This window comes from Schaedlerella arabinosiphila (assembly GCF_003885045.1).
Classification (GTDB): Bacteria; Bacillota; Clostridia; order Lachnospirales; family Lachnospiraceae; genus Schaedlerella; species Schaedlerella arabinosiphila.
This window is the reverse complement of record NZ_RHJS01000002.1, coordinates 3,765,108-3,788,837: the sequence shown is the minus strand read 5'-3', so window position 1 is coordinate 3,788,837 and position 23,730 is coordinate 3,765,108. Positions and strand designations below refer to the sequence as shown.

Below are 23,730 nucleotides of genomic sequence, written 5' to 3'. Positions count from 1 at the left end.
GAGTCATTAAAAATGAAGACAAGAGCAGTCAGAATGTATGGAACGAGAGACCTGAGATTGGAGGAATTTGAGCTGCCGGAGATCAGGGAGGATGAGATCCTGGTGAAGGTCATGAGCGACAGTATCTGCATGTCTACCTATAAGCTGGCGGAGCAGGGCAAGAAGCACAAACGTGCGCCCCAGAATATCGACACCAATCCGGTCATCATCGGACATGAATTTGCGGGTGTGATCGTGGAAGTGGGAGAGAAGTGGAAAGACCAGTTCAAGCCGGGCATGAAATTTGCACAGCAGCCGGCGCTGAATTATAAAGGAAGCCTGGCTTCCCCCGGATATTCCTACGAGTTTTTCGGAGGGGCATGTACCTACTGCATCATTCCTCATGAGGTGATGGAGCTGGGATGCCTGATGCCTTACGAGGGAGACAGCTTTTTCGAAGCGTCACTGGGCGAGCCCATGAGCTGCATCATCGGAGGCTACCACGGAAATTATCACACCAACAAGAGGAACCATGATCTGTCGGTGGGCACGAAACCGGACGGCGACATCATCATCCTGGGCGGCTGCGGCCCCATGGGACTCGGGGCGGTGAGCTACGGAATCCAGATTGAAAACAGGCCGAAGCGGATCGTGGTGACGGATATTGACGATGCCAAGATCGAGCGCGCCAGGGAAGTGATCCCGGAGGGCAAGGCAGCGGAAAACGGCGTGGAGCTTCTTTATGTAAATACGGCGAAGATGGAAGATCCGGTGGAAGGACTCAGGGCAATCACAGGGGGAAAGGGATATGACGATGTATTTGTGTATATCCCCAACCGCAAGGTGGCGGAGATGGGCGACCAGCTTCTGGCATTTGACGGCTGCATGAACTTTTTCGCAGGCCCCACGGACAACCAGTTCAAGGGGGAGATCAACCTGTATAACGTACACTATACCAGCGCCCATATCATGGGGACTACCGGGGGAAATAACGACGATCTGATTGAGGCGAATGACCTGGCTGCGAAAGGAAAGATCGAACCGGCTGTGATGGTGACCCACGTGGGCGGCATTGACAGCATCGCGGATGCAACTCTGAACCTGCCCAAGATTCCGGGTGGAAAGAAGCTGACTTATACACAGTTCGATATGCCGCTGACGGCAATTGAGGACTTTGGAAAGCTGGGAGAGAGTGATCCGCTGTTCCAAAAGCTGGACGAAGTGTGCAAAAAGAACCGGGGGCTGTGGAGCGCGGAGGCGGAGCAGATATTGTTTGAGCATTTCGGCGTGGAGCAGTAACGGCGTATAATAAAGATATAAAAATGGAGCTGCGCAAAGAATGATTATTCTTTGACAGCTCCGCTTTTATTTTTCCAAAAAGCCGAGGAATGAAAACAGAAAACCGACAACTCCTAATGCAAGTGTGATTGCTTCCAGCCCGGATGAGCAGACATGCAATACAAGCGCAAAAAGCAATATGGAAATCCCGAATCCTATCTTTTTCATATCAACCTTCCTTTCCAAAAAATCTTTTTAAATAAAATGTGGTGCGTTCGTCTCTGGTAACGGCCTCTAATTCAAATAAGTTTTCTTCAGTTGTCAGAAAATCCCTTACATCTCTTCCGATGATCAGATATTGATTCCGAGAATCAAAAGTAATGTATCTGCGGGTGCTGTGATCAAGCAGAATATCCGCATTATCTATTACGATCAGCTTCCCTTCCAAGGATTCTATTATGCTTTTAATATCACTTTTGATATCAGTATGATTGAGGCATACAATTCTGTCATCTTCGCTCCTGCTTTCCAATAAAAATGAATAGGATGCAGTCTTTCCGGTTCCCGAATTGCCTATCAGGATTGTAATATTATTTGTGAACTGAAAATCGACCACAAAAGAAGTATGGATCGTATAATAACGTTCCATTACGATTGGTTTACAATTCATGCCATCCACCACTCCTTTAATTCTTCGTAATTGCTGATTATAGATGTATTTCCCTGACAGACAGTCTTTACTTGCGTCATATCAAATGAAATGGTCGGATAATCACAATAAACCTGGCCTGACTCAAGACCATATAATATATCCAGTGCATTTTCACCGCATTCTTTTATACAAAATACCTTGTCTGGATTATACATCACATTTAAAACAGTTTTACATCCGGTCGATAATCTGTCTATATCCAGAACTACTTTGTTAAATTTGGATTCGATCCGATATTTTCCGATCATGGATACCCCATCAATTTCCTGCATAATTTTCTTTGCACGTTCATCCAACATTTCGAACGTATTTTTATTGAAATATACATCATTCAGAATGACTAATTCCAGAACTTCTGGAATATCAGCTTTGCTTTTAAAGATTGTAATCATAGTGTAGCCTCCATGCCCGCTTTACGAAATTCGGCTTCCAGAGATGTATTCTGCATGATTGTCTGCATTTTTTCAGTTAAAGAGAGCCTGTTCTTATCCAGTCCACAGATATCGTCCGGCTGCCTTTTAGCCCATTCACAGCAAGAGACGATCCAACAGTTGCCAATAAAGCCTTTGGAAACTTCAAACCCCGTATTTCTTGTAAGGTCAAATAATAATTTCGCTGCTAACTGTTCAATATTCAAAGTATTGACACGACTGTAATACTCTTTGATTTCTGCTAACTGTTTATAGTCGGACTTTGAATTTTGTATAGCTGTTATCAGCATTTCCCGCGCTGTTATGGCAAGGCGCCTTTTGGTGATAAACTCATCTTCCGGCGCATAAATCCAGTCCAATAATTTTTTGAACTCTAGAAGTACATATTCAAAGCAAATGATTCGAAGTTCATGAACATTGTTTTTTATTTCAATATTCTTTCGGAGCAATTGATACTCGCGAATTACCTGGATATTGTCGAAGGCTCTGTCGAATACAATAATATAACGATTTTTATTATCGGACAGATCTCGAACTGCTTTTACCAGTTCACTGTTATTTTTCTTACTTTCAACAATGACTTCTGGAAATAGCTGCGCCATTAAAGTTTTCCAAAAAATAAATCCGGATTTGTCTGTACGATCTTCAATCCATAAAAAAGTTTTTTTAGACAATGGTTTGTCTCCTTTCAAATCTATATTGTATCATAATTCCCACAGCATGAAAATAGTGGATTTTATGCTGTACAAATCCTATATTTCACGCTATGATATCAAAGAAGTACTGATTTTTGAGAAAAATACCTGGAGAGGTTATTTTCCATACTGTTTCGGAACACGTCAATGCCGCACAACAATAAGGAGTAAACCGCGATGGAAAATGCATATGTACTGCAATTATCAGACCAGAAGTTTCAGGATCTTTACCTCTGCTTCTGCGGCTACGCAAAATGTGAACCGCTGCACAGCTTTGGCCCTGCCGTGCGTCCCAACTATATTCTCCACTATATCCTGGAAGGAAAAGGCCGCTATTATGTAGAGGATACCCAGCATGAACTGCAGGCCGGCCAGGGCTTTCTGATTGAACCGGAGGTTCAGACCTTTTATCAGGCGGACCAGGAGGAGCCCTGGACTTACCTCTGGGTCGGATTTGGCGGCAGCCATGCAAAAGAATACCTGAAAGACATTGGCGTGAACAGCCGCCAGCTGATCTTCCGGTGCGGACATGCCGAAGAACTGAAGCAGATTGTGATCACAATGCTGAAGAACAATACCTCCAGTACGAAGAATCAATTTCTGCTGGAGGGCCTGCTGTATTCCTTTTTTTCTATTCTTGCACAAGATATTGATGTCATTCCCCCGACCAGCGCGAATGAGGAAAATACATATATCCGCAAGGCCATAGAGTACATCCACAACAACTATTCCAACAACATCAAGGTGGCGGATATCGCGGACTATGTCTGCATTGACCGGAGCTATCTGTACAGGCTGTTCCGCCAGAATATGGATCAGTCGCCCCAGGACTACCTGACGAATTACCGGATTACCCGTGCGGCAGAACTGCTCTCCCTGACAGACCTTCCCGTGGGCGGCGTGGCATTATCCTGCGGCTACCGGGATCCGCTTGTCTTTGGGAAGGCATTTAAACAGAAATGCGGACTGACCCCTTCCAAATACAGGAAGAAAAACCGCAGGGATGCCAACGAGCACCTGCAGACAAACCAGGATATCCTGGAAAAGCTGTAAAGGCGCCCGGATTATACGCAGGCGCTGGCAATTTGCGTGACTGCCGAAACAGCCGAAAAACGGTGACAACATTTTCACTGTTTTTCTAAACATATGCTTCTACTCCTTTTTTCCAACTCCATATATAATAGGCTTATAAGGAACAAAGAAATTGCGCAGCTTCTTGAATCCGAGTCTAAAAAGAATTTGGAGGAAGAACTTATGAGTCATACAAATGCACAAACGCAGAATCCACAATACAAACATGTTTCTGCAAGAGAAAAATATTGTTTTGGGATCGGGGCGATTGGAAAAGATGCAATCGTAAACCTGGTAGGATCTTTTCTGATGCTGTATTTTACAGACACCTTATATCTGGCGCCAGGATTTGTCGGGGCACTGTTCTTTGTAGCCCGGATCTGGGATGCAGTCAATGATCCGATGATGGGCATGATCGTGGATAACACCCGGTCCAAATATGGAAAATTCCGTATCTGGCTGATTGTCGGAACCCTGCTAAATTCCGTGGTATTTATCTTCCTGTTTACCAGCTGCGGATTGACCGGAACCTCCCTGTACGTCTATGTTTCGGTGATGTATATCCTGTATGGCATGACTTACACCATTATGGACGTACCCTACTGGTCCTGGCTTCCGAACCTGACCAACGATCCCCGTGAACGTGAAAAGGTGTCCGTCATCCCGCGTTTCTTCGCAAGCCTTGCAGGCTTTACAGTTGCCACCTTCGGTCTGTATATCATCAACGGCTTCAACCGCATGGCAGGAAATAAAAACCTTTATGCGGAGCAGGGCTTTACCATGTTTGCAGTGGTCATCGCAGTGGTATTCATCCTGACCATCGGCATTACCGTATTCAATGTAAAAGAAGAATCCACACTGAATGCAAAGGCTGAGAAGACCAGTCTGAAACAGGCGTTGAACGTGATCGTAAAGAATGACCAGCTCCTTGCATTTATCGGACTGCTGCTGACCTTCAACCTCTGTACACAGATTGCAAAAGGCTTTGCCGTATATTATTTCAAAAATGTCTGCGGAAATGAATACCTGTACTCCATCTTTGGATTTGCTATTATCGCGGAAATGCTGGGCCTGATCTGCTTCCCGAAGATTGCGGAAAAGATCAGCCGTGAAAAGGTATATGCCCTTGCATGTGGACTTGTGATCCTGGGGCTTGCCACGCTGGGACTGATGGGATTTATCGCTCCTCAGAGCAAGGCGGCTGTAATCCTGTGCTGCGGACTGATGTTTTTCGGCTCCGGCCTATCTCTGGGTGTGACCACCTGCTGCATGGCAGATGTGATCGATTACGGGGAAGTGAAATTTGGTGTCAGGAATGAAAGCGTGACCTGTTCTGCACAGACCTTTCTGATGAAGGCTGCCATGGCAGCGGCAGGCGGTCTGACCGGCGTGGGCCTGCAGATTGTAGGCTACAATGCAAAGGCAGAGGCGCAGAGCCTTGGAACGATCACCGGCATCAGGGTTCTGATGATCGTGATACCGATCGCACTGGCAGTATTGAGTTTCTTTATCTACAAAACGTTCTACACCTTAAAGGGTGAGAAAATGGCAGAAGTGACACGTAAAGTCAATGAAATGCATGCAATTCAGCAGAATGTGAATTGACAATCCGGCATTTCGGAAGAAAAATATCTCCAGGACAGCAGGTTTTTGAAGCTGTCTTGGAGAGCACAGTAATTTGTTATTATATTATACCAGGAGGAGGGTTCTATGAGCATATTATTTTGCGAACGCACACGTACCTTTCATTTATTCAACAACGAGATCAGCTATATCATGACGGTCCTTCCCAATGAACAGATGGGCCAGCTGTATTTCGGCAAGCGGATCCATCATAAGGAAGACTTTTCCTATCTTCTGGAAACCGGCTACCGCCCCATGACCTCTTACGTATTCGAAGGAGACAGGTCGTTTTCCCTGGAGCATGTGAGGCAGGAATACGGCGTATACGGTACGACGGATTACCGGCATCCGGCAGTGGAGATCCTTCAGGAAAACGGCAGCCGCCTTTCGGATTTCCGTTATCAGAGCCACACGATTACTGCAGGAAAGCCGAAGCTCGTAGGACTTCCGGCCACCTATACAGAAGAGGACGGCGAGGCGGAAACCCTGACACTGGTTTTGAAGGATCCGGTGACGGAGATCACGCTGCAGCTTTTCTATACGATTTTCGCGGGAGGCGGAATCCTGGCGCGGAGCGCAAAGCTGACCAATCATGGAAGAAAAGATGTACATCTGCTGACTGCCATGAGCCTGTGCATGGATCTGCCGGACTGCGATTACGAATGGCTCCAGTTCTCCGGCGCATGGGCTCGGGAGCGCCATTTAAAGGTACGAAGGCTGGAACAGGGCATCCAGGCGGTGGACAGCAGAAGAGGACATTCCTCCCATGAGCACAATCCGTTTATCGTGCTGAAACGTCCGGACACCAATGAATCTCAGGGAGAGGCCATTGGATTCAGCCTGATCTACAGCGGCAATTTCCTGGCGCAGGCGGAGGTAGATACGCATGACACGACCCGGGTGATGCTGGGAATCCATCCCGATGGCTTTGACTGGAAGCTGGAACCGGGAGAAGAATTTCAGACTCCTGAAGCCGTGATGGTTTATTCGGATGCCGGGTTAAATCGTATGAGCCAGACCTTCCACAAGCTCTACCAGAAACGTCTGGCAAGAGGTTACTGGCGGGACCGTCCAAGGCCGATCCTGAATAACAACTGGGAAGCGACATATTTTGATTTTACAGAGGACAGGCTGGTTGAGATCGCGTCTAAAGCAAAGGAATGCGGCGTGGAATTATTTGTTCTGGATGACGGCTGGTTCGGGGAACGCAGCAGCGACCATGCCGGACTGGGCGACTGGACCGCCAATCGGGAGCGCCTGGCAAACGGCATTACCGGGCTGGCGGCGCGTATAGAAGACCTGGGGATGAAGTTCGGACTCTGGTTTGAGCCGGAGATGGTGAATAAAGATTCCGACCTTTACCGGGCGCATCCGGACTGGATTCTGGAGACGCCGGAAAGAAGGGCATCCCATGGGCGCAACCAGTTTGTACTTGATTTTTCTCGGAAGGAGATCGTAGACTGCATCTATGAAATGATGGCAAAGATCCTACGGGAGGCAAAGGTCTCATATATCAAATGGGATATGAACCGGAGCATCACGGAATGCTATTCTGCCGCACTCCCGGCCGACCGCCAGGGGGAGGTGTTCCATCGTTATATCCTGGGTGTCTACGACTTATACGAGAGGCTGACTTCTGAGTTCCCGCATGTGCTTTTCGAATCCTGCGCAAGCGGCGGCGGGCGGTTTGACCCGGGAATGCTTTATTACGCGCCCCAGGGCTGGGCAAGCGATGATTCCGATGCGGTCGAACGCTTAAAGATCCAATACGGCACCACCTATTGCTATCCTGTCAGCAGCATTGGAAGCCACGTATCGGTCATCCCGAATCATCAGGTGTTCCGCAGGACACCGCTGCATACACGGGCAAATGTCGCTTACTTCGGCACCTTCGGCTATGAACTGGACCTGAACCATCTGACGGAACAGGAACAGGAAGAGGTGAAGCATCAGATCGCATTTATGAAGGAATACAGGGAAGTGCTGCAGTTCGGCACGTTTTACCGTCTGTCCAGTCCCTTTGAGGGCAACATCACCTGCTGGATGGCAGTCAGTGAAAACAAGACACAGGCGATTGTCGGATGGTACCGGGTGCTCTGCGGCGTAAACCTGCCCTATACGAGGATCCGCCTTCAGGGCCTGGATCCGGAGCTTTGCTACCGGAATCAGGAAACAGGACAGTCCTATTACGGGGATGAACTGATGAATCTAGGCCTGATCACGTCAGATGCGTTATCCGGCCAGGTGGAAGATTCGAATGCGGACTACGGCGACTTTGATTCCAGACTTTTTATATTTAAGGCTATATAATACGGAAATCGGCAGATCTGGAATAACAGACCATCGACCTGTCTGCTGTTCCGGATCTTTCAAAAATTATTCCAGCTGTGCGGTTGGATGCTCCTTGGAGCATCCAACCCACTTATCCATTCGCAAAAACCGTGCTGACGCACTCTTACGTCTGCTAACGCAGCCGCTTTTTGCTCATTAATAAGTGGGTTGCTGATTCGACAGGTCATTTTCATTGCAAAGTAATAAATTGCATGAAAATGACCTATCGAATCGCAACCGCACAGCTGGAAATTATTTACAGGGGGTTATTCGAATGGATACGCAAAACAAACCTTTTCTCAAACGCTGCATCATGATGGTGACCGGCATTCTGTTTATTGGGGTCTGCGTCGGCGCCTACCGGCTCAGTGCTTTCGGGGTGGATGCATTTACCTGTATGAACCTGGGAATCAGCGGATTTCTGCACATGACTTTCGGCACATGGCAGCTGATCATGAATGCGGCGATACTGGTGGTTGTGTTTTTTAAAGCAAAGCAGTGCATAGGGGCGGGCACTATCGTCAATATGGTCTGTGTCGGTTATCTGGCAGACTTCATATGCTGGCTGTTCCAGGACATCCTGAAAGTAGAGATGACGCTGCCGCTTCGGATCCTGGCTCTGATCATCGGCAGCATTTTCGCGGGGATGGGCGTGGCGTTTTATATGGTGGCGGAGATGGGGATCGCTCCTTATGACAGTGTAGCGGTGATTATCGAAAATGTGACCCGTGGTAAGATTCCCTTCCAGAATGCCCGCGTCATGAGTGATGTTACGGTAGTTGTGATCGGTGTGGTATTCTGCCTCATGTCCCATGGAGACCTGTGGCTCATCATTGGGATCGGCACGATCTGCAACGCACTGCTGAACGGACCATTGATCCAGTTCTTCAAGACCCATGTTGCGGAGCCGGTTATGAATGGGAGGCCAGCATGAGCGCATGGAAAATGCCGCATAAAGTATCAAATCCGGAAGATTTTCCAGAACGTACAAGACCACATCTTTCCTGATCAGGAGATGTGGTCTCTTCTGCATTCATCTTCAAGGTGATTTTTAGATTCCCGTTGTCACAGGTTCTTTTGACGGTAAGTTAATTCTTTTATCGAGATTTCGCTTATCCCCACCGCCTTAATTAAATCGACAGGAATAACCTGATGATTGCCTAAGCATTAAAAAAAATGCCATTAAAAAATTGTGAATTTTCATGTCGTACTACATAGTATAAAAAAGTGTAAACCCGATCAGGAAAAGTATTTTCAAATTGCGTGTGACATGGTACAATAGTCACAGATTTTTTTACTTATTTTGCGCAGAGTGCGGGAGCAGATGGTATGGACAGGATCGCCCAGAATATTTTCAAAGCAATACATGAGGGAAAATGGCTCAGCATAGAATATAAAAACCAGAGAGACCAGATCACAAACTACTGGATCGCTATCCACGGGATTGACGTCAGGAAACGCAGCCTCAGTGTGGAAGGCTTTCACCTAATGATGCATACCGTGGAGCGGTACGATTTCATTTATATAGACTCCATCCTGTCTGCCGCGGTGGTGGAGGCTTCCACCTATAAGATCGAAGAACAGCTTGTGGAGGACATCGAACGGAATCCGGAAAAATACGAACCCCTTTTCGGGCAGACTGTGAACCTGAAGATCCTCAATTACCTGATCGACTGCAACCGTCTGGATACCCAGCCTTACCAGTGTGAGTATTCCCTGCTTGAACACCTGGACGGCAGCTCTTTCAAAAATGGAGAATATCCCCTAGACAAGGAGCAGTTCCGGCAGCTGGTCCGGCAGTTCCAGGACGAGAGTACACGGCCGGAGAAGCATAAAAGCTGGCAGTACCGACAGATGGTCATGAATGAATTGAGCATCCTGGTCAAGGGCCGGAGCAGCCAGAGAGAAGCGCTGTATGTTCTTGCGTACCGGAAGCTGTATCTGGATGTGAAGCGGCGTGTCCTCCAGCCGGACAGAGAGATTACGATCAGCCGGGAATTTACTGTCAACGGAGAGAAGGAAAGCATCCGGAAATATATGGATCCGGCAGATTATGACCTGCTTGCGGAATTTACCCGGCACAGGGAGACGATCAAAGACCGGATCACACATTATCATTCGCTTAAGCAGGGGATCGATGACCGCCCCTATATCATCGCCCTTGCAAGAGATATCAAGGTGGATCTGAACAAGGAGTATGAAGCGGTCATCAAAAGCCTGGAGGAAGGAAAAGAGACTCAGCCCGTTAAAGCTTTTTTCGGAAAGCTGCTGAGCAAACCCCAGCGGAGGAAGGATTACCCGCTGGCGCTTTTGGAACACCGGGCCAATCTGGATCAGCTTCTTGCGATCCACAATGCTGTGAAATATCCGGTCACCTATGTCCAGGGCCCGCCCGGCACCGGAAAGTCACACACGATCATCAACAGCATCATCACGGCATTTTTTAATGAAAAAACAGTGCTTCTGGCATCCTACAACAACCACCCCATTGATACGGTGGTGGAAAAACTCCGGTCCATTCCCTACAAACAGGGAGAAGATATCCCCTTCCCGGTGATCCGCCTGGGAAATACAAACCTTGTAAAGCAGGCGCTTCTCGATATCCGGGAACAGTATGAACGGATCAAAGACAAGCCGGTTTTTGAGGGAACGCTGGAAAAAAATAAAGACAATAAGATCAACCGCGCCAGAAAACTGACAGAGCTTTTGAAAAAATATGAGAATACGTTGGCGCTGAGGGAAAAACAGGAGGCGATCGAGTGTCTGCTCGGCAGCACACAGCATCTGACTTTCCAGACTGACCTGCAGGGAAGGCAATTGGAAGAAATACGCCGGGAACTGCAGGAGATCGGCGAGATCACCAATGAACAGGCGCTCTCACTTTTGGATGACGATGAAGCGGAATTTAAAAAATACCTGAATTTCACCTCCATCAAATATCTCAAACGTCTGGGTGAACCCAAAAACGAGGATCTGCGTCATATCCTGGAGTTGGATGACGAGAACGAGAAGGTAAAAGCATTTCACAGTTATCTGAATGAGACAGAAAATGTAAAAAAATTCCTGCGCATTTTCCCTGTGGTTGCCACCTCCTGTATCTCATCCCACCGGATCGGAAGCCCGGAGGCACATTTTGACCTGACCATCATAGATGAGGCCAGCCAGTGCAGCACGGCCATGTCCCTGCTTCCTGTCATCCGGGGAAAGAACCTGATGCTGGTGGGAGATCCTCAGCAGCTGAATCCGGTGATCCTTCTGGACAGTAAAGACAATGAGATCCTCAAGCAGCGTTACCAGATTCCGCAGGAATACGATTATCTGGAAAATTCCATTTACAAGACATTCCTGGCAAATGACGCTGTCAGCGAGGAAATTCTTCTGCGGCATCACTACCGATGCTGCAGATCGATCATTGAGTTCAACAACATAAAATATTACAACAGCAGATTGAAGATCGAGAGCCGGGAGAAGCCGGAACAGCCCCTCGTCTATGTGGATGTCAAGGGCAATGAGACGGAACTGAAAAACGCGGCTCCCCGGGAGGCGGAGCAGATCGTCCGGTACGTGATGGACAACCGGGATAAAAAGATCGGGATCATCACGCCCTTTGCCAACCAGAAAGAATGCATCAGCCGGATGCTCAAAGACAAGGGGATTCAGGATGTGTCCTGCGGTACGGTCCATGCGTTTCAGGGAGATGAGAAAGATATCATCTTATTTTCCACAGCGGTAACGGATCAGATGTCGGAGAAAACCTACGGGTGGCTGAAAAATAACCGGGAGCTGATCAACGTAGCCACTTCCCGGGCAAGGGAAAAGCTGGTCCTGTTTTCCAGCACAAAGAATCTGGAACGCCTCCATGACGAGGCGGAGAAGGACGATATGTACGAGCTGGCCCGGTATGTGAGCAGCAAAGGACTCTGCCGTGTCTCCCCGGATGAAGTGCACTCCCGCGCTTTGGGCATCAAGCCTTACAGCGCGCAGATCGAGGCGGATTTTCTGGTCAGCCTCAATCATGCCCTTGGAAATATCCTCAACAACGGGCGGAAGTGTAAGGTGGAAAATGAAGTAGACATTTCACAGGTATTCCGTGACGGACACACAGGGGAAGGACTGTTTTATAATGAAAGGTTTGATTTTGTAATATATGAAAAGGAATACGGCGGCGGGGAAAAGCCGATCCTGGCTATTGAACTGGACGGAAAAGAACACCAGGATGAATCGCTGGTAAAGCAGAGGGACAGGCAGAAGACAGAAGTCTGCAGAACGCATGGATTTGAACTGATCCGGGTGGAAAACTCCTATGCCAGACGATACTATTATATCAAAGGGATTCTGGAGGAGTATTTCAGGAAAATCAGATAAAGCATAAAATCAAGACAAAAAGGAATGAGGCGCCTGTAAGCATCATAACTTAAAAAGCAGGACAAAGGGAAAGGGGAGACTGCAGAACAAATGTTAAACATGTTTCGCAAAAAGCAGCCGGTAAAGAAGGAATATGACAGAGCTAACCAGAAGCCTGTCCTGCGCTGCAGTATCTGTACAGGAGAGCAGGTGGCGGGCTTTAAAAATATTCATACAGGACAATGGGAAGAGGTGATGCTGATCAAAAATGAGGAGGATCTGGAGACATTTAAGAGGATGTATGATCTGAAGGAGGTGGCGAAGGAATACTGACGAAAAAAACAGGAAAAATTTGTATACTATTTACAGTGAAAAATGCTTGTTAATTTATTGTCAATGTGTTATTATTATGAAAGCGATGGCAAAATACGACAGGATTTGCCAGCTGAGTAACTTGTAGTAAAAAACAATAGGTTAAAGGAGAAAAAACATGAGCAGCAAAATCACAATCATTGGAGCCGGAAGCGTAGGCTCAACAATTGCGTACACATTGTCTGGAGAGGACATCGCGTCCGAGATCGTCATGATCGACATCAACAAGGAAAAGGTAGAAGGCGAAGTGATGGATATCGAGCAGGGAACATGCTTCAGAGATCCTGTTTCTATTGTTGCGGGCGAGTATGAGGACGCAAAAGATTCCGATATCGTGATCATTACTTCCGGAATCGCGCGTAAACCAGGACAGACAAGAATTGAGCTGACCCAGACCAACGTTAATATCTTAAAACAGATCACACCGGAGATTGTAAAAGCGGCTCCCAAGGCGCTTTATATCATCGTAAGCAATCCGGTTGATATCATGACCTATGTATTTACCAAGATTTCGGGGCTTCCGGAGAATCAGATTATCGGTTCCGGAACAATTCTGGATTCCGCGCGTCTTCGCTGCGGTCTTTCCGAACATTTTAAAGTTGCACAGAGAAATATCCATGCATATGTATTCGGCGAGCATGGCGATACCTCCTTTATTCCATGGTCAGCGGCAAGGATCGCGGGCGTCAACGTAGACGATTACTATGAGATGATGCCGGGCTTTGAGAAGCTGGATAAGGAAGCGATGCTTACATATGTACAGAAATCCGGCGGCAAGATCATTGCAAATAAGGGGGCTACCTTCTATGCGGTAACAAGAGGCGTGTGCAAATTATGCAGCATCCTGATGGCTGCTTCTGAATCCGTATCTACCGTATCTTCCATGATGCACGGAGAATACGGCATTGAAGATGTCTGCCTGAGTACGCTTGCACTGGTTGGACCCAAAGGAATCCACAGCAAGATTCCGATGACGCTTACCGATGAGGAAGTAGAAAAACTCAAAATCAGTGCGGAGGCATTGAAAGCAGTCATTGCTCAGATTGAATTATAATTTTAATAAAGAAAGGACAGCGAGAACTATGAAGTACAGTTATTATCCGGGATGCACTTTGAGAACAAAGGCAAAGGATCTGGATGCTTATGCAAGGGCTTCGGCAAAAGCACTGGGATTTGAACTGGAAGAGATTGAAGACTGGCAGTGCTGCGGCGGCGTCTATCCGCTTGGTACTGACGAGATCGCTACAAAGCTGTCTTCTGTCCGCGCCCTGAATGAGGCAAAGGTAAAAGGACAGAGTCTTGTAACCCTGTGTTCCGCATGCCATCATGTGATCAAGCGTGTCAATGACGACATGAAGAACGTGGAGGACATCCGTACCAGGGCAAACAATTATATGGAGCTTGAAGAGCCTTATGCAGGTGAGACAGAGGTCCTTCATTTCTTAGAGGTTCTTCGTGACAAGGTTGGATTCGACGAGCTGAAGAAAAAGGTGACCAATCCTCTGACAGGAAAGAAGATCGGCGCTTACTATGGGTGCCTGCTTCTTCGTCCGAGCAGCCTTTTAGCTTTTGACGATCCGGAGAATCCGAAGATCATCGAGGACTTTATCCGTGCGATCGGAGCGGAGCCGGTGGTTTACCCGTACCGCAATGAGTGCTGCGGCGGCTACATTTCCCTGAAGGAAAAGGACATGTCCAAAACGATGTGCGAGAAGATTATGGACAGCGCGGAAGGGTTCGGCGCGGAGATGCTGATCACGGCCTGCCCATTATGTCTGTATAATCTGAACAAGAGCAGCGGGAAGCTCCCGGTGGTTTACTTCACGGAGCTGCTGGCAGAGGCTCTCGGCGTAAAGGAGGAGGTGCAGAAGTCATGAGTTCTGAAAAGAAACAGGCCGAACTGATCAAAGAGATCAGCGGCGTCAATCCGTTGAAATGCATGAAATGCGGGAAATGCTCTGCATCCTGTCCGTCTTATAACGAGATGGATATCAAGCCGCATCAATTTGTATCCTATGTGGTCAATGAAGATATTGAAAGCCTGGTAAATTCCAAGTCGCTCTGGAAATGTCTTTCCTGCTTCGCGTGTGTGGAGAGATGTCCCCGCGACGTGAAGCCGGGAAAACTGATCGACGCGGCAAGACAGGTCGTAGTGCGTCAGAAAGACCAGGATTATCTGTCGCCAAACGAAATTCCGGAATTACTGGACCCGGAACTTCCGCAGCAGTTATTAGTCAGTGCATTCAGAAGATATAGGAGGTGAGGTCTAAGTGCAGAGGATAGGAGTATTTGTCTGCCATTGCGGAAGCAATATCGCCGCAACGGTAGATGTAAAAAAAGTCGTAGATATGGCACAGATGGAGCCGGGCGTTGTCCATGCCGAAGACTACCAGTATATGTGTTCCGAGGCGGGACAGGCGAAGATCGCGGCGGCCATCCATGAAAAAGGGCTGACAGGAGTTGTAGTATGTTCCTGTTCCCCGCGTATGCATGAAACCACATTCAGAAAGGCAGCAGAGCGTGCCGGACTGAATCCGTATATGGTGGAGATCGCCAACATCCGTGAGCATTGTTCCTGGATTCACAAGGATATGGAGGAAGGAACAAAGAAGGCGGTTATCCTGATGCGTGCGGCGGTTGCGAAGGTGAACTTAAACGCGCCGCTCCAGGCAGGAGAGAGCCGCGTGACCAAGAGAGCGCTTGTGATCGGCGGCGGTATCGCAGGAATCCAGACCGCTGTGGATATTGCGGACGCGGGCTATGAAGTGGACATTGTGGAGAAGACACCCAGCATCGGCGGAAGGATGTCACAGCTGGACAAGACATTCCCCACGCTGGACTGCTCCGCATGTATCCTGACACCGAAGATGGTGGAAGCGGCGGCACACGACAAGATCAAGATCTATACATACAGTGAAGTAGACAAAGTGAGCGGTTTCGTAGGCGACTTCACGGTAGACATCCGCAAGAAGGCAAGAAGCGTGGATATGGACAAATGTACAGGCTGCGGCGTCTGCCAGGAAAAATGTCCGTCCAAGAAGGCACCCAGCGAATTTAACCGGGGTCTGAATACAAGAAGCGCGATCTACACGCCGTTTGCACAGGCAATCCCGAATGTTCCGGTGATCGACCGGGAAGCCTGCATCAAGTTCAAGACCGGCAAATGCGGACTCTGTTCCAAGGTTTGCCAGGCAGGAGCTATTGATTACGAGCAGAAGGATGAGATCGTAACAGAGAAGTACGGTGCTATCGTAGTTGCCACCGGATTTGACACCATCAACCTGGAAAAATATGACGAGTATGCGTACAGCCAGAGCAAAGACGTCATCACCTCCCTGGAATTAGAGCGTGTGATGAACGCGGCTGGACCGACCCACGGCCATCTGGAGAGACTTTCCGACGGAAAAGCGCCGAAGGAGATCGTATTTATCCAGTGTGTGGGAAGCCGCTGTTCCGACGACAGAGGAAAACCGTACTGCTCCAAGATCTGCTGTATGTACACCGCAAAGCATGCTATGCTGATCCGCGACAAATATCCGGATGTGAACGTGACCGTATTCTATATCGATGTCCGTACACCGGGCAAGAACTTTGACGAGTTCTACAGAAGAGCGGTGGAACAGTATGGAGTGAATTACATCAAGGGCCAGGTCGGAAAGGTCATTCCCCAGCCCGACGGCAAGCTGTTGGTTCAGGGCTCTGACCTTCTGGACAACCGTCAGATCCTGAAAGAAGCGGATATGGTGGTCCTGGCAACAGCCATCGAACCGAATCCGGATGTGCGCAAGATCGCAACCATGCTGACCGCAAGTATCGACACCAACAACTTCCTCACCGAAGCACATGCCAAGCTGCGTCCGGTAGAATCCCCCACAGCGGGTATCTTCCTGTCCGGCGTATGCCAGGGACCCAAGGATATTCCGGAGACCGTTGCCCAGGCAGGCGCTGCAGCGGTGAAGGCGATCGGGCTTCTTGCGAAGGATAAGCTGATGACCAATCCGTGTACCGCACAGGCAGATATCCTGCTCTGCAACGGATGCTCCACCTGTGAGAACGTATGCCCATACGGTGCGATCACCTATGAGGATAAAGAAGTCAATGACCACGGAATCCGTGAGACCCGCCGTATCGCAGTGGTAAACAACGCGCTCTGCCAGGGCTGCGGCGCATGTACCGTTGCATGTCCGTCAGGAGCCATGGATCTGCAGGGATTCTCAAATAGACAGATTATAGCGGAGGTGGATGCAATATGTCGTTAGAAAATAAAGAATTCAAACCGAAAATTGTAGCGTTCTGCTGTAACTGGTGCAGTTATGCAGGAGCTGACCTGGCAGGAAGCAGCCGTCTGTCCTATCCTGCTGACGTAAAGATCATCCGCGTTCCCTGTTCCTGCCGTGTGAATCCGATGTTCATCTTAAGGGCATTCGAGAAAGGCGCGGACGGAGTGATCATGTGCGGATGCCACCCGGGAGACTGCCATTACAGTACCGGCAACTATTACGCAAGAAGGCGTATGACCCTGTTGTTCTCCATGTTGGATTACATCGGTGTGGAAAACGGCCGTACACGCGTAGAGTGGGTATCTGCGGCAGAGGGTGTGAAGTTCTCTGAGACAATGAACAGTTTTGTAGAGAAGATCTATTCTCTTGGCGAAAATGTAAGATTGGGGGATTTAAGATGCAAGAAGTAGTAAACCGTGCAAAAGAACTGCTGGCAGATGGGACTGTGGCACGGGTTCTCGGCTGGAAAGCCGGAGACTTGCCTTATAACCCGGAGCCGGCTTACTTTGAGACAGCGGAAGCTCTGGAGGATTTCGTGTATAACGGATTCTGCGGGGCCAATCTGAGCAAATATATGATCGAGGCATCCAAGCTGGAAGGAAAGACATTGGTTTGCTTAAAGCCATGCGATACATACAGCTTCAACCAGTTGATCAAGGAACACCGCGTAGACAGGGACAAAGCCTATATCATAGGTGTGGGATGCAAAGGAAAACTGGATATCGAACGGATCAAAAAGCAGGGGATCAAGGGAATCGAGAGTATTGAAGGCGCGGAGATCACCGACGCTGCAGATACCCTTAAGGTCCATACCATCTATGGAGAAAAGACCTGCGCCTACGCAGACGCTATGCTGGAAAGATGCCATGTCTGCAAGGGAAAGGACCACATGATCTACGATGAGCTGATCGGAGAGTCCAAGGAAACCAAGGATGGGGAACGGTTTGACGAAGTGGCAAGGATCGAGGCTATGAGCCCGGAGGAGAAGTTTGCATTCTTCCAGAGCGAATTGAGCAAGTGTATCCGCTGCAATGCCTGCAGAAATGCATGTCCGGCCTGCAGCTGCCGCAAGTGTGTATTCGACAGCAACAAGTTTGACAGCTCCCAGAAAGCCAATGTGGATACCTTTGAGGAAAAGATGTTCCATATCATCCGCGCGTTCCATGTGGCAGGAAGATGTACAGACTGCGGAGAATGCAGCCGCGTATGTCCCCAGGGAATCCCGCTCCACCTGTTCAACCGCAAGTTTATCAAGGACATTGACGAGCTGTACGGCGAATACCAGGCAGGGGAAGATACCGAATCAAAAGCACCGCTTACAAACTATACGTTTGAAGACGCGGAACCAAGTATTGTAGGAAAGAGGGGATAATGTATGTATAAGATAGCAAAAAAAGATCTTTCCGCATTATTCCATTTAATCGCGGATAGCCAGGAACTGTATCTTCCGGTGAAAACCGCCGGGCAGACCAATTTTGCGGCATGGACTGAGGACGCAGAGGTGGATCTGGATACATTAAAGACCGTAAAATCAGCGAAAGATGCATTTTTCCCGCAGAGCGAAGGTCTTTACACCGTAAAAAAAGAAGGAAAGAAGATGTCCGTAGAGCCCCAGACGCTGAAAGAGCAGGACTTTGTCGTATTCGGCATGAAAGCCTGCGACGTGAAGGGGATCGAGGTACTGGACAACGTATTCCTTACAGATCCTGTCGATACCTTTTATGCGGCAAGAAGGGATCACGGAACCATCGTTGCCATGGCCTGCCACGAACCGGAAGAGACCTGCTTCTGCAAGGTGTTCGGCGTGGATGCGGCTCAGCCGGCGTCGGACGTAGCAGTCTGGACGGTAGGCGAGGATCTTTTCTGGAAAGCGCTGACCGAAAAAGGCGAGACGCTGACAGCGGCGGTGAAGGAACTGCTCTCGGACGCTGACGAAGCAGCCGTTGAAGCGGAGAAGGAAGCAATCCACAAAATCGTGGAAAAGCTCCCCTATATGAACCTTTCTCTGGAAGGATGGAACGGGGATGCCCTTACGGAAAAATTTGACTCCCCGATCTGGGAAGAATTATACAAGCCATGTCTGGCATGCGGCACCTGTACGTTTGTGTGCCCGACCTGCCAGTGCTATGATATCAAGGATTATACCGCAGGAAACAGCGTTTCCCGTTACAGATGCTGGGATTCCTGTATGTATTCCGACTTTACGATGATGGCCCACGGCAACAACCGCACCAGCCAGATGCAGCGGTTCCGCCAGCGGTTCATGCACAAGCTGGTATACTATCCGGCCAACAACGACGGGATGTATTCCTGCGTAGGCTGCGGACGCTGCGTAGAAAAATGTCCGTCCGCCCTGAACATCGTGAAGGTCGTGAAAGCATTTCAGAATCAGGGAGGTGAAAAATAATGGGTGAATGTACATGTCATAAGAATTATACATTAGATACTCTGATCCCCCAGGTAGGCGTGATCACAGATATCCGGGAAGAGACTCCGGATGTAAAGACGTTCCGCGTCAATGCGCCGGAGGGCGGCAAGCTGTTCGAGCATATGCCGGGACAGTGCGCCATGGTCTGTGCGCCGGGTATCAGCGAAGGTATGTTTTCCATTACTTCTTCGCCGACCAACAAGGAATATCAGGAGTTCAGTATTAAGAAATGCGGAATCCTGACAGATTATCTCCACAGCCTGGAGGTGGGCGACGAGATCACGGTCCGCGGCCCCTACGGCAACTCATTTCCGGTGGAGACAGAGTTAAAAGGCAAGAACCTTCTGTTTATCGCAGGCGGTATCGGCCTTGCACCCCTCCGTTCCGTGATCAATTATGTGCTGGATAACCGTGCGAATTACGGTACCGTAGATATTGTCTATGGTTCCCGCTCCGCGGACGACCTGGTCCAGCTCAAGGAGATCCAGGAAGTCTGGATGAAGGCAGAGGGCGTGAATGTATACCTGACCATCGACCGTGAGCAGGAAGGCTGGGACGGCCATGTTGGATTTGTTCCGAATTATGTGAAGGAGCTTGGATTTGATACGGACAAGACAGCGCTCGTGTGCGGACCTCCGATCATGATCAAGTTCGTGCTTGCAGGCTTAAAGGAACTTGGATTTACCACAGAGCAGGTTTATACGACACTGGAGCTCCGGATGAAGTGCGGAGTCGGAAAGTGCGGACGCTGCAACATCGGTTCCAAGTACGTGTGCAAGGACGGTCCGGTATTCCGGTATGATGAGATTGATGAACTTCCGAATGAATACTAAGGCTCGATTGGATGAACATGAAATAATCAAAGAAAGGACATGAATGACATGGAAAAGATGGTAAATGTATATTTTTTCGGTAAAAAATACAGCGTACCTGCAGAACTTACGATCATGACTGCGATGGAATATGCCGGATATACACTGGGAAGAGGATGTGGCTGCCGTCATGGTTTCTGCGGAGCATGTGCGACGATCTACAGGATCAAGGGAAAAAATGAATTAAAGACCTGCCTTGCCTGCCAGACACAGGTAGAAGAGGGCATGTACGTGGCAAGTATCCCCTTCTTCCCGACAGATAAGAGGACTTATGAGATCAAGGATATCAAGCCGACCCAGCAGATCATGATGGAACTGTATCCGGAGATCTACAGCTGTATCGGATGCAACGCATGTACGAAGGCATGTACCCAGGATCTGAATGTAATGCAGTATATTGCATACGCACAGCGGGGCGAATTTGAGAAATGCGCGGAAGAGTCCTTTGACTGTGTCAGCTGCGGATGCTGTTCCGTAAGATGTCCGGCAGGAATCTCCCATCCGATGGTTGGACTTCTGGCAAGACGTCTCACCGGCAAGTACATCGCGCCTGAGACCGAGCATCTCAAAAACCGTGTGGACGAGGTGAACCGGGGCGAGTATGACAGCCTGATCGAGCAGATCATGCAGAAGCCGATCGAAGAGATGCAGGAACTTTACAACACAAGAGAGATTGAGAAATAGGGGAGGGTCGAATATGTATACACCATATCCAGAGAATATGATGGAATCCATCAAAAAGGTAGAGGCTACAAGAGCAGAACGTATGTCTACAGAACCAAGACGTCTGACTGCTGACGAAAAAGATGCTCTCCTGAAGGAATTTCATCCGGATTATAATCCAGATGCGTTTGCAGAGATTAAAGTAGGCCCCAACAAAGGACAAAAAGCACCCCTTGAACTGGCTGAAATGCTTCACTCTACAAGCCGTCTTGTGGAGGAGAAGGTTGACATTACGAAGGTGGATTATGACGTAGATGTGCTTGTGATCGGCGGCGGCGGCGCTGGTTCCTCCTGTGCCATCGAAGCGCACAATGCAGGCGCAAATGTAATGATCGTGACAAAACTCCGTATTGGCGATGCGAATACGATGATGGCCGAAGGCGGTATCCAGGCGGCAGATAAGGAAAATGATTCTCCGGTACAGCATTATCTGGACGCATTCGGCGGCGGACATTTTGCTGCAAAGCCGGAACTGGTAAAACGCCTTGTAATGGAAGCGCCTGACGCGATCAAATGGCTGAACGAACTGGGCGTTATGTTTGACAAGGATGCAGACGGACGGATGGTAACGACCCACGGCGGCGGTACCTCCAGAAAGAGAATGCATGCATGTAAGGACTACTCCGGTGCAGAGATCATGCGTACACTCCGCGACGAAGTATTGAACCTTCAGATCCCGGTGGTAGAATTTACTTCTGCGGTAGAGATCATCAAGGATGAGAAAGGCCAGGCTGCAGGCGCGGTCCTTCTCAATATGGAGACAGGAGATTATTCTGTTGCCAGAGCAAAGACGGTTGTGATCGCAACAGGCGGCGCGGGAAGAATGCATTACCAGGGATTCCCCACATCCAACCACTACGGGGCAACGGCAGACGGTCTTGTACTGGGATACCGGGCAGGAGTACCGCTTCTGTACCAGGATTCCATCCAGTACCATCCCACAGGCGTCGCTTATCCGGTGCAGATCCTGGGCGCTCTTGTGACAGAGAAGGTTCGTTCTGTCGGCGCACAGCTTGTCAATGCAAATGGGGAAGCTTATATTCATCCTCTGGAGACCCGCGACGTCAATGCTTCAGGTGTAATCCGTGAATGCAGAGAAGGCCGCGGCGTAGAGACGCCCGACGGAGAGCACGGCGTATGGCTTGATACACCGATGATCGAGATTCTCGGAGGAGAGGGAACGATCGAAAAGAGAATCCCTGCCATGTTCCGTATGTATATGAAGTATGGAATCGATATGAGAAAAGTTCCGATCCTGATCTATCCGACACTGCATTATCAGAACGGCGGTCTTGAGATCGACGGAGAAGGCTTCGCAAAGAACATTCCGAATCTTCTGGCAGCAGGAGAGGCAGCAGGCGGAATCCACGGAACAAACAGACTGATGGGCAATTCCCTTCTTGATGTCATCGTATTCGGCCGGAACGCAGGTAAGAAAGCAGCGGCAAAGGCAAAAGAAGTTGAACTTGGCGCTATGAATCTTGACCATGTGGCAAGCTATGACGAGGAATTAAAGGGCGCTTCTGCAGCGACAGGAGAGGTATCACCGAAGCTTCTTCCGAAGTATGCGCGCCATGAGAGATAATCGATAGCAGTATTGGGAACGGGGGTGCCGGGAAGGGATGATATTCCCACCTGAGCCGGTTGGAGCCTCTTTAGAGCATCCAACCGTACAGGTGGCAATATTTCGTGTGAGAAAAATCAGTTTCCGGCAGCCCCGCCGTGAATATAAAGAAGGAGATTAAGTTATGCGTGAGATAGAAGTAAGCAAGATTACGGAAGTCGTAGAAAAACTTTGTATCGAAGCAAATGAGCATCTTCCGGAAGACGTGAAATGCGCGATTAAAGACTGCCGTGCCTGTGAGGACGGAGAGATCGCGAAGGGCGTCCTGGATAATATCATCGAGAACTTTGAGATCGCGGACAGCGAGTGCGTGCCGATCTGCCAGGATACCGGCATGGCATGTGTATTTTTAGAGATCGGCCAGGATGTGCATCTGACAGGCGGCAGCCTTGCGGAAGCAGTTGACGAGGGTGTACGCCGGGGTTACGACAAGGGATATCTTCGGAAATCTGTTGTAAAAGACCCGGTTCGCCGCGGAAACACAGGAGACAACACACCGGCAATGCTCTACACAGAGATCGTTCCCGGCGAGCAGATCAAGATCACCGTTGGACCGAAGGGCTTCGGAAGCGAGAATATGAGCCAGATCCGTATGTTTAAGCCGTCTCACGGCCTGCAGGGGATCAAGGACTTCATCCTGGAGGTTGTGGAGACCGCAGGCCCCAATCCCTGCCCGCCGATGGTAGTGGGCGTTGGAATCGGCGGAACCTTTGACAAGGCTGCCCTTCTGGCGAAAAAAGCGCTGATGCGGCCCATTGATTCCTCCAATCCGGATCCCTTCTATGCAGACCTGGAAAAAGAGATGCTGGAAAAAGTCAACAAGCTGGGCATCGGACCCCAGGGCTTCGGTGGAAAGACGACAGCGATCGGTTTGAATATTGAGACATTGCCAACCCATATTGCAGGCATGCCATGTGCAGTGAATATCAACTGCCATGTAACACGTCATAAATCGGAGGTGATCTAA

At 49.1% G+C, this 23,730-nt stretch carries 22 protein-coding genes; 18 read left to right on the top strand and 4 right to left on the bottom strand.

All coding sequences use genetic code 11. The annotated features are described in order from the left end of the window. Positions 1–12: 12 nt before the first annotated feature. Entirely contained in the window at positions 13–1,278 is a 1,266-nt protein-coding gene (locus tag EBB54_RS18130; protein ID WP_125128447.1) for a zinc-binding dehydrogenase, read from the top strand. A gap of 66 nt (positions 1,279–1,344) precedes the next feature. Here the strand turns inward: EBB54_RS18130 and EBB54_RS30570 are convergent, their stop codons facing one another. The 4 genes from EBB54_RS30570 to EBB54_RS18115 are packed head-to-tail and all read right to left on the bottom strand — an operon-like array spanning position 1,345 to position 3,074. Further along, positions 1,345–1,485, bottom strand: coding sequence for a hypothetical protein (locus EBB54_RS30570; RefSeq protein ID WP_004070069.1), 141 nt, complete (start codon positions 1,483–1,485; stop codon positions 1,345–1,347). 1 nt (position 1,486) lies between these two features. Continuing rightward, positions 1,487–1,927, bottom strand: coding sequence for a P-loop NTPase family protein (locus EBB54_RS18125; RefSeq protein WP_125128446.1), 441 nt, complete (start codon positions 1,925–1,927; stop codon positions 1,487–1,489). Next, on the bottom strand, positions 1,924–2,361 hold the full coding sequence (locus EBB54_RS18120) for a DUF4869 domain-containing protein (protein WP_016296250.1): 438 nt from the start codon (positions 2,359–2,361) through the stop codon (positions 1,924–1,926). Before EBB54_RS18120 ends, EBB54_RS18125 begins: the two co-directional genes overlap by 4 nt. After that, positions 2,358–3,074, bottom strand: a complete 717-nt coding sequence (locus EBB54_RS18115) for a hypothetical protein (protein ID WP_016296251.1) — start codon at positions 3,072–3,074, stop codon at positions 2,358–2,360. Before EBB54_RS18115 ends, EBB54_RS18120 begins: the two co-directional genes overlap by 4 nt. 198 nt (positions 3,075–3,272) lie before the next feature. On the opposite strand from EBB54_RS18115, the gene EBB54_RS18110 reads away from it, so the two are divergent. From EBB54_RS18110 to EBB54_RS18030, 17 genes are all read left to right on the top strand, one after another. Then, positions 3,273–4,148, top strand: a complete 876-nt coding sequence (locus EBB54_RS18110; RefSeq protein WP_125128445.1) for an AraC family transcriptional regulator — start codon at positions 3,273–3,275, stop codon at positions 4,146–4,148. Between the two features lie 201 nt (positions 4,149–4,349). Continuing rightward, complete coding sequence (gene melB, locus EBB54_RS18105) at positions 4,350–5,771, top strand: melibiose:sodium transporter MelB (protein WP_125128444.1); 1,422 nt, start codon at positions 4,350–4,352, stop codon at positions 5,769–5,771. A gap of 105 nt (positions 5,772–5,876) precedes the next feature. Then, on the top strand, positions 5,877–8,099 hold the full coding sequence (locus tag EBB54_RS18100; protein WP_125128443.1) for an alpha-galactosidase: 2,223 nt from the start codon (positions 5,877–5,879) through the stop codon (positions 8,097–8,099). A 295-nt stretch (positions 8,100–8,394) separates the two neighbouring features. Continuing rightward, positions 8,395–9,054, top strand: coding sequence for a YczE/YyaS/YitT family protein (locus EBB54_RS18095; RefSeq protein ID WP_004070061.1), 660 nt, complete (start codon positions 8,395–8,397; stop codon positions 9,052–9,054). Between the two features lie 395 nt (positions 9,055–9,449). Beyond that, positions 9,450–12,485, top strand: coding sequence for an AAA domain-containing protein (locus tag EBB54_RS18090; protein ID WP_125128442.1), 3,036 nt, complete (start codon positions 9,450–9,452; stop codon positions 12,483–12,485). Positions 12,486–12,575: 90 nt separating this feature from the next. Beyond that, complete coding sequence (locus EBB54_RS18085) at positions 12,576–12,797, top strand: hypothetical protein (RefSeq protein ID WP_004070057.1); 222 nt, start codon at positions 12,576–12,578, stop codon at positions 12,795–12,797. Positions 12,798–12,954: 157 nt separating this feature from the next. Next, positions 12,955–13,890: an L-lactate dehydrogenase gene (locus tag EBB54_RS18080; protein ID WP_004070055.1), complete on the top strand. Its 936-nt coding sequence runs from the start codon at positions 12,955–12,957 to the stop codon at positions 13,888–13,890. A 28-nt stretch (positions 13,891–13,918) separates the two neighbouring features. Beyond that, positions 13,919–14,713 (top strand): CoB--CoM heterodisulfide reductase iron-sulfur subunit B family protein, encoded by a 795-nt coding sequence (locus EBB54_RS18075; RefSeq protein WP_004070053.1) that lies wholly within the window; start codon positions 13,919–13,921, stop codon positions 14,711–14,713. After that, positions 14,710–15,099, top strand: a complete 390-nt coding sequence (locus EBB54_RS18070; RefSeq protein ID WP_004070051.1) for a 4Fe-4S dicluster domain-containing protein — start codon at positions 14,710–14,712, stop codon at positions 15,097–15,099. Before EBB54_RS18075 ends, EBB54_RS18070 begins: the two co-directional genes overlap by 4 nt. Positions 15,100–15,106: 7 nt before the next feature. After that, on the top strand, positions 15,107–17,095 hold the full coding sequence (locus EBB54_RS18065) for a CoB--CoM heterodisulfide reductase iron-sulfur subunit A family protein (RefSeq protein ID WP_125128441.1): 1,989 nt from the start codon (positions 15,107–15,109) through the stop codon (positions 17,093–17,095). Continuing rightward, positions 17,086–17,526, top strand: a complete 441-nt coding sequence (locus EBB54_RS18060) for a hydrogenase iron-sulfur subunit (protein ID WP_004070047.1) — start codon at positions 17,086–17,088, stop codon at positions 17,524–17,526. Before EBB54_RS18065 ends, EBB54_RS18060 begins: the two co-directional genes overlap by 10 nt. Next, complete coding sequence (locus EBB54_RS18055) at positions 17,514–18,488, top strand: 4Fe-4S dicluster domain-containing protein (protein WP_004070045.1); 975 nt, start codon at positions 17,514–17,516, stop codon at positions 18,486–18,488. Before EBB54_RS18060 ends, EBB54_RS18055 begins: the two co-directional genes overlap by 13 nt. 3 nt (positions 18,489–18,491) lie before the next feature. Beyond that, entirely contained in the window at positions 18,492–19,523 is a 1,032-nt protein-coding gene (locus tag EBB54_RS18050; protein WP_004070042.1) for a 4Fe-4S dicluster domain-containing protein, read from the top strand. After that, positions 19,523–20,377, top strand: coding sequence for an FAD/NAD(P)-binding protein (locus EBB54_RS18045; RefSeq protein ID WP_004070040.1), 855 nt, complete (start codon positions 19,523–19,525; stop codon positions 20,375–20,377). The genes EBB54_RS18050 and EBB54_RS18045 overlap by 1 nt, the downstream gene beginning before the upstream one ends. Before the next feature lie 48 nt (positions 20,378–20,425). Then, positions 20,426–21,100 carry a 4Fe-4S dicluster domain-containing protein gene (locus EBB54_RS18040; RefSeq protein WP_004070038.1) on the top strand — a complete coding sequence of 225 codons (675 nt, stop codon included), beginning with the start codon at positions 20,426–20,428 and terminating at the stop codon, positions 21,098–21,100. 13 nt (positions 21,101–21,113) lie between these two features. Continuing rightward, on the top strand, positions 21,114–22,724 hold the full coding sequence (locus EBB54_RS18035; RefSeq protein WP_004070036.1) for an FAD-dependent oxidoreductase: 1,611 nt from the start codon (positions 21,114–21,116) through the stop codon (positions 22,722–22,724). A gap of 163 nt (positions 22,725–22,887) precedes the next feature. Continuing rightward, on the top strand, positions 22,888–23,730 hold the full coding sequence (locus EBB54_RS18030; RefSeq protein WP_004070035.1) for a fumarate hydratase: 843 nt from the start codon (positions 22,888–22,890) through the stop codon (positions 23,728–23,730).

Coding starts and splice junctions, on each gene's coding strand:
- EBB54_RS18130 (WP_125128447.1), top strand. CDS start 13: ATGAAGACAAGAGCAGTCAGAATGTATGGAACGAGAGACCTGAGATTG.
- EBB54_RS30570 (WP_004070069.1), bottom strand. CDS start 1,485: ATGAAAAAGATAGGATTCGGGATTTCCATATTGCTTTTTGCGCTTGTA.
- EBB54_RS18125 (WP_125128446.1), bottom strand. CDS start 1,927: ATGAATTGTAAACCAATCGTAATGGAACGTTATTATACGATCCATACT.
- EBB54_RS18120 (WP_016296250.1), bottom strand. CDS start 2,361: ATGATTACAATCTTTAAAAGCAAAGCTGATATTCCAGAAGTTCTGGAA.
- EBB54_RS18110 (WP_125128445.1), top strand. CDS start 3,273: ATGGAAAATGCATATGTACTGCAATTATCAGACCAGAAGTTTCAGGAT.
- melB (WP_125128444.1), top strand. CDS start 4,350: ATGAGTCATACAAATGCACAAACGCAGAATCCACAATACAAACATGTT.
- EBB54_RS18100 (WP_125128443.1), top strand. CDS start 5,877: ATGAGCATATTATTTTGCGAACGCACACGTACCTTTCATTTATTCAAC.
- EBB54_RS18095 (WP_004070061.1), top strand. CDS start 8,395: ATGGATACGCAAAACAAACCTTTTCTCAAACGCTGCATCATGATGGTG.
- EBB54_RS18090 (WP_125128442.1), top strand. CDS start 9,450: ATGGACAGGATCGCCCAGAATATTTTCAAAGCAATACATGAGGGAAAA.
- EBB54_RS18085 (WP_004070057.1), top strand. CDS start 12,576: ATGTTAAACATGTTTCGCAAAAAGCAGCCGGTAAAGAAGGAATATGAC.
- EBB54_RS18080 (WP_004070055.1), top strand. CDS start 12,955: ATGAGCAGCAAAATCACAATCATTGGAGCCGGAAGCGTAGGCTCAACA.
- EBB54_RS18075 (WP_004070053.1), top strand. CDS start 13,919: ATGAAGTACAGTTATTATCCGGGATGCACTTTGAGAACAAAGGCAAAG.
- EBB54_RS18070 (WP_004070051.1), top strand. CDS start 14,710: ATGAGTTCTGAAAAGAAACAGGCCGAACTGATCAAAGAGATCAGCGGC.
- EBB54_RS18060 (WP_004070047.1), top strand. CDS start 17,086: ATGTCGTTAGAAAATAAAGAATTCAAACCGAAAATTGTAGCGTTCTGC.
- EBB54_RS18055 (WP_004070045.1), top strand. CDS start 17,514: ATGCAAGAAGTAGTAAACCGTGCAAAAGAACTGCTGGCAGATGGGACT.
- EBB54_RS18050 (WP_004070042.1), top strand. CDS start 18,492: ATGTATAAGATAGCAAAAAAAGATCTTTCCGCATTATTCCATTTAATC.
- EBB54_RS18045 (WP_004070040.1), top strand. CDS start 19,523: ATGGGTGAATGTACATGTCATAAGAATTATACATTAGATACTCTGATC.
- EBB54_RS18040 (WP_004070038.1), top strand. CDS start 20,426: ATGGAAAAGATGGTAAATGTATATTTTTTCGGTAAAAAATACAGCGTA.
- EBB54_RS18035 (WP_004070036.1), top strand. CDS start 21,114: ATGTATACACCATATCCAGAGAATATGATGGAATCCATCAAAAAGGTA.
- EBB54_RS18030 (WP_004070035.1), top strand. CDS start 22,888: ATGCGTGAGATAGAAGTAAGCAAGATTACGGAAGTCGTAGAAAAACTT.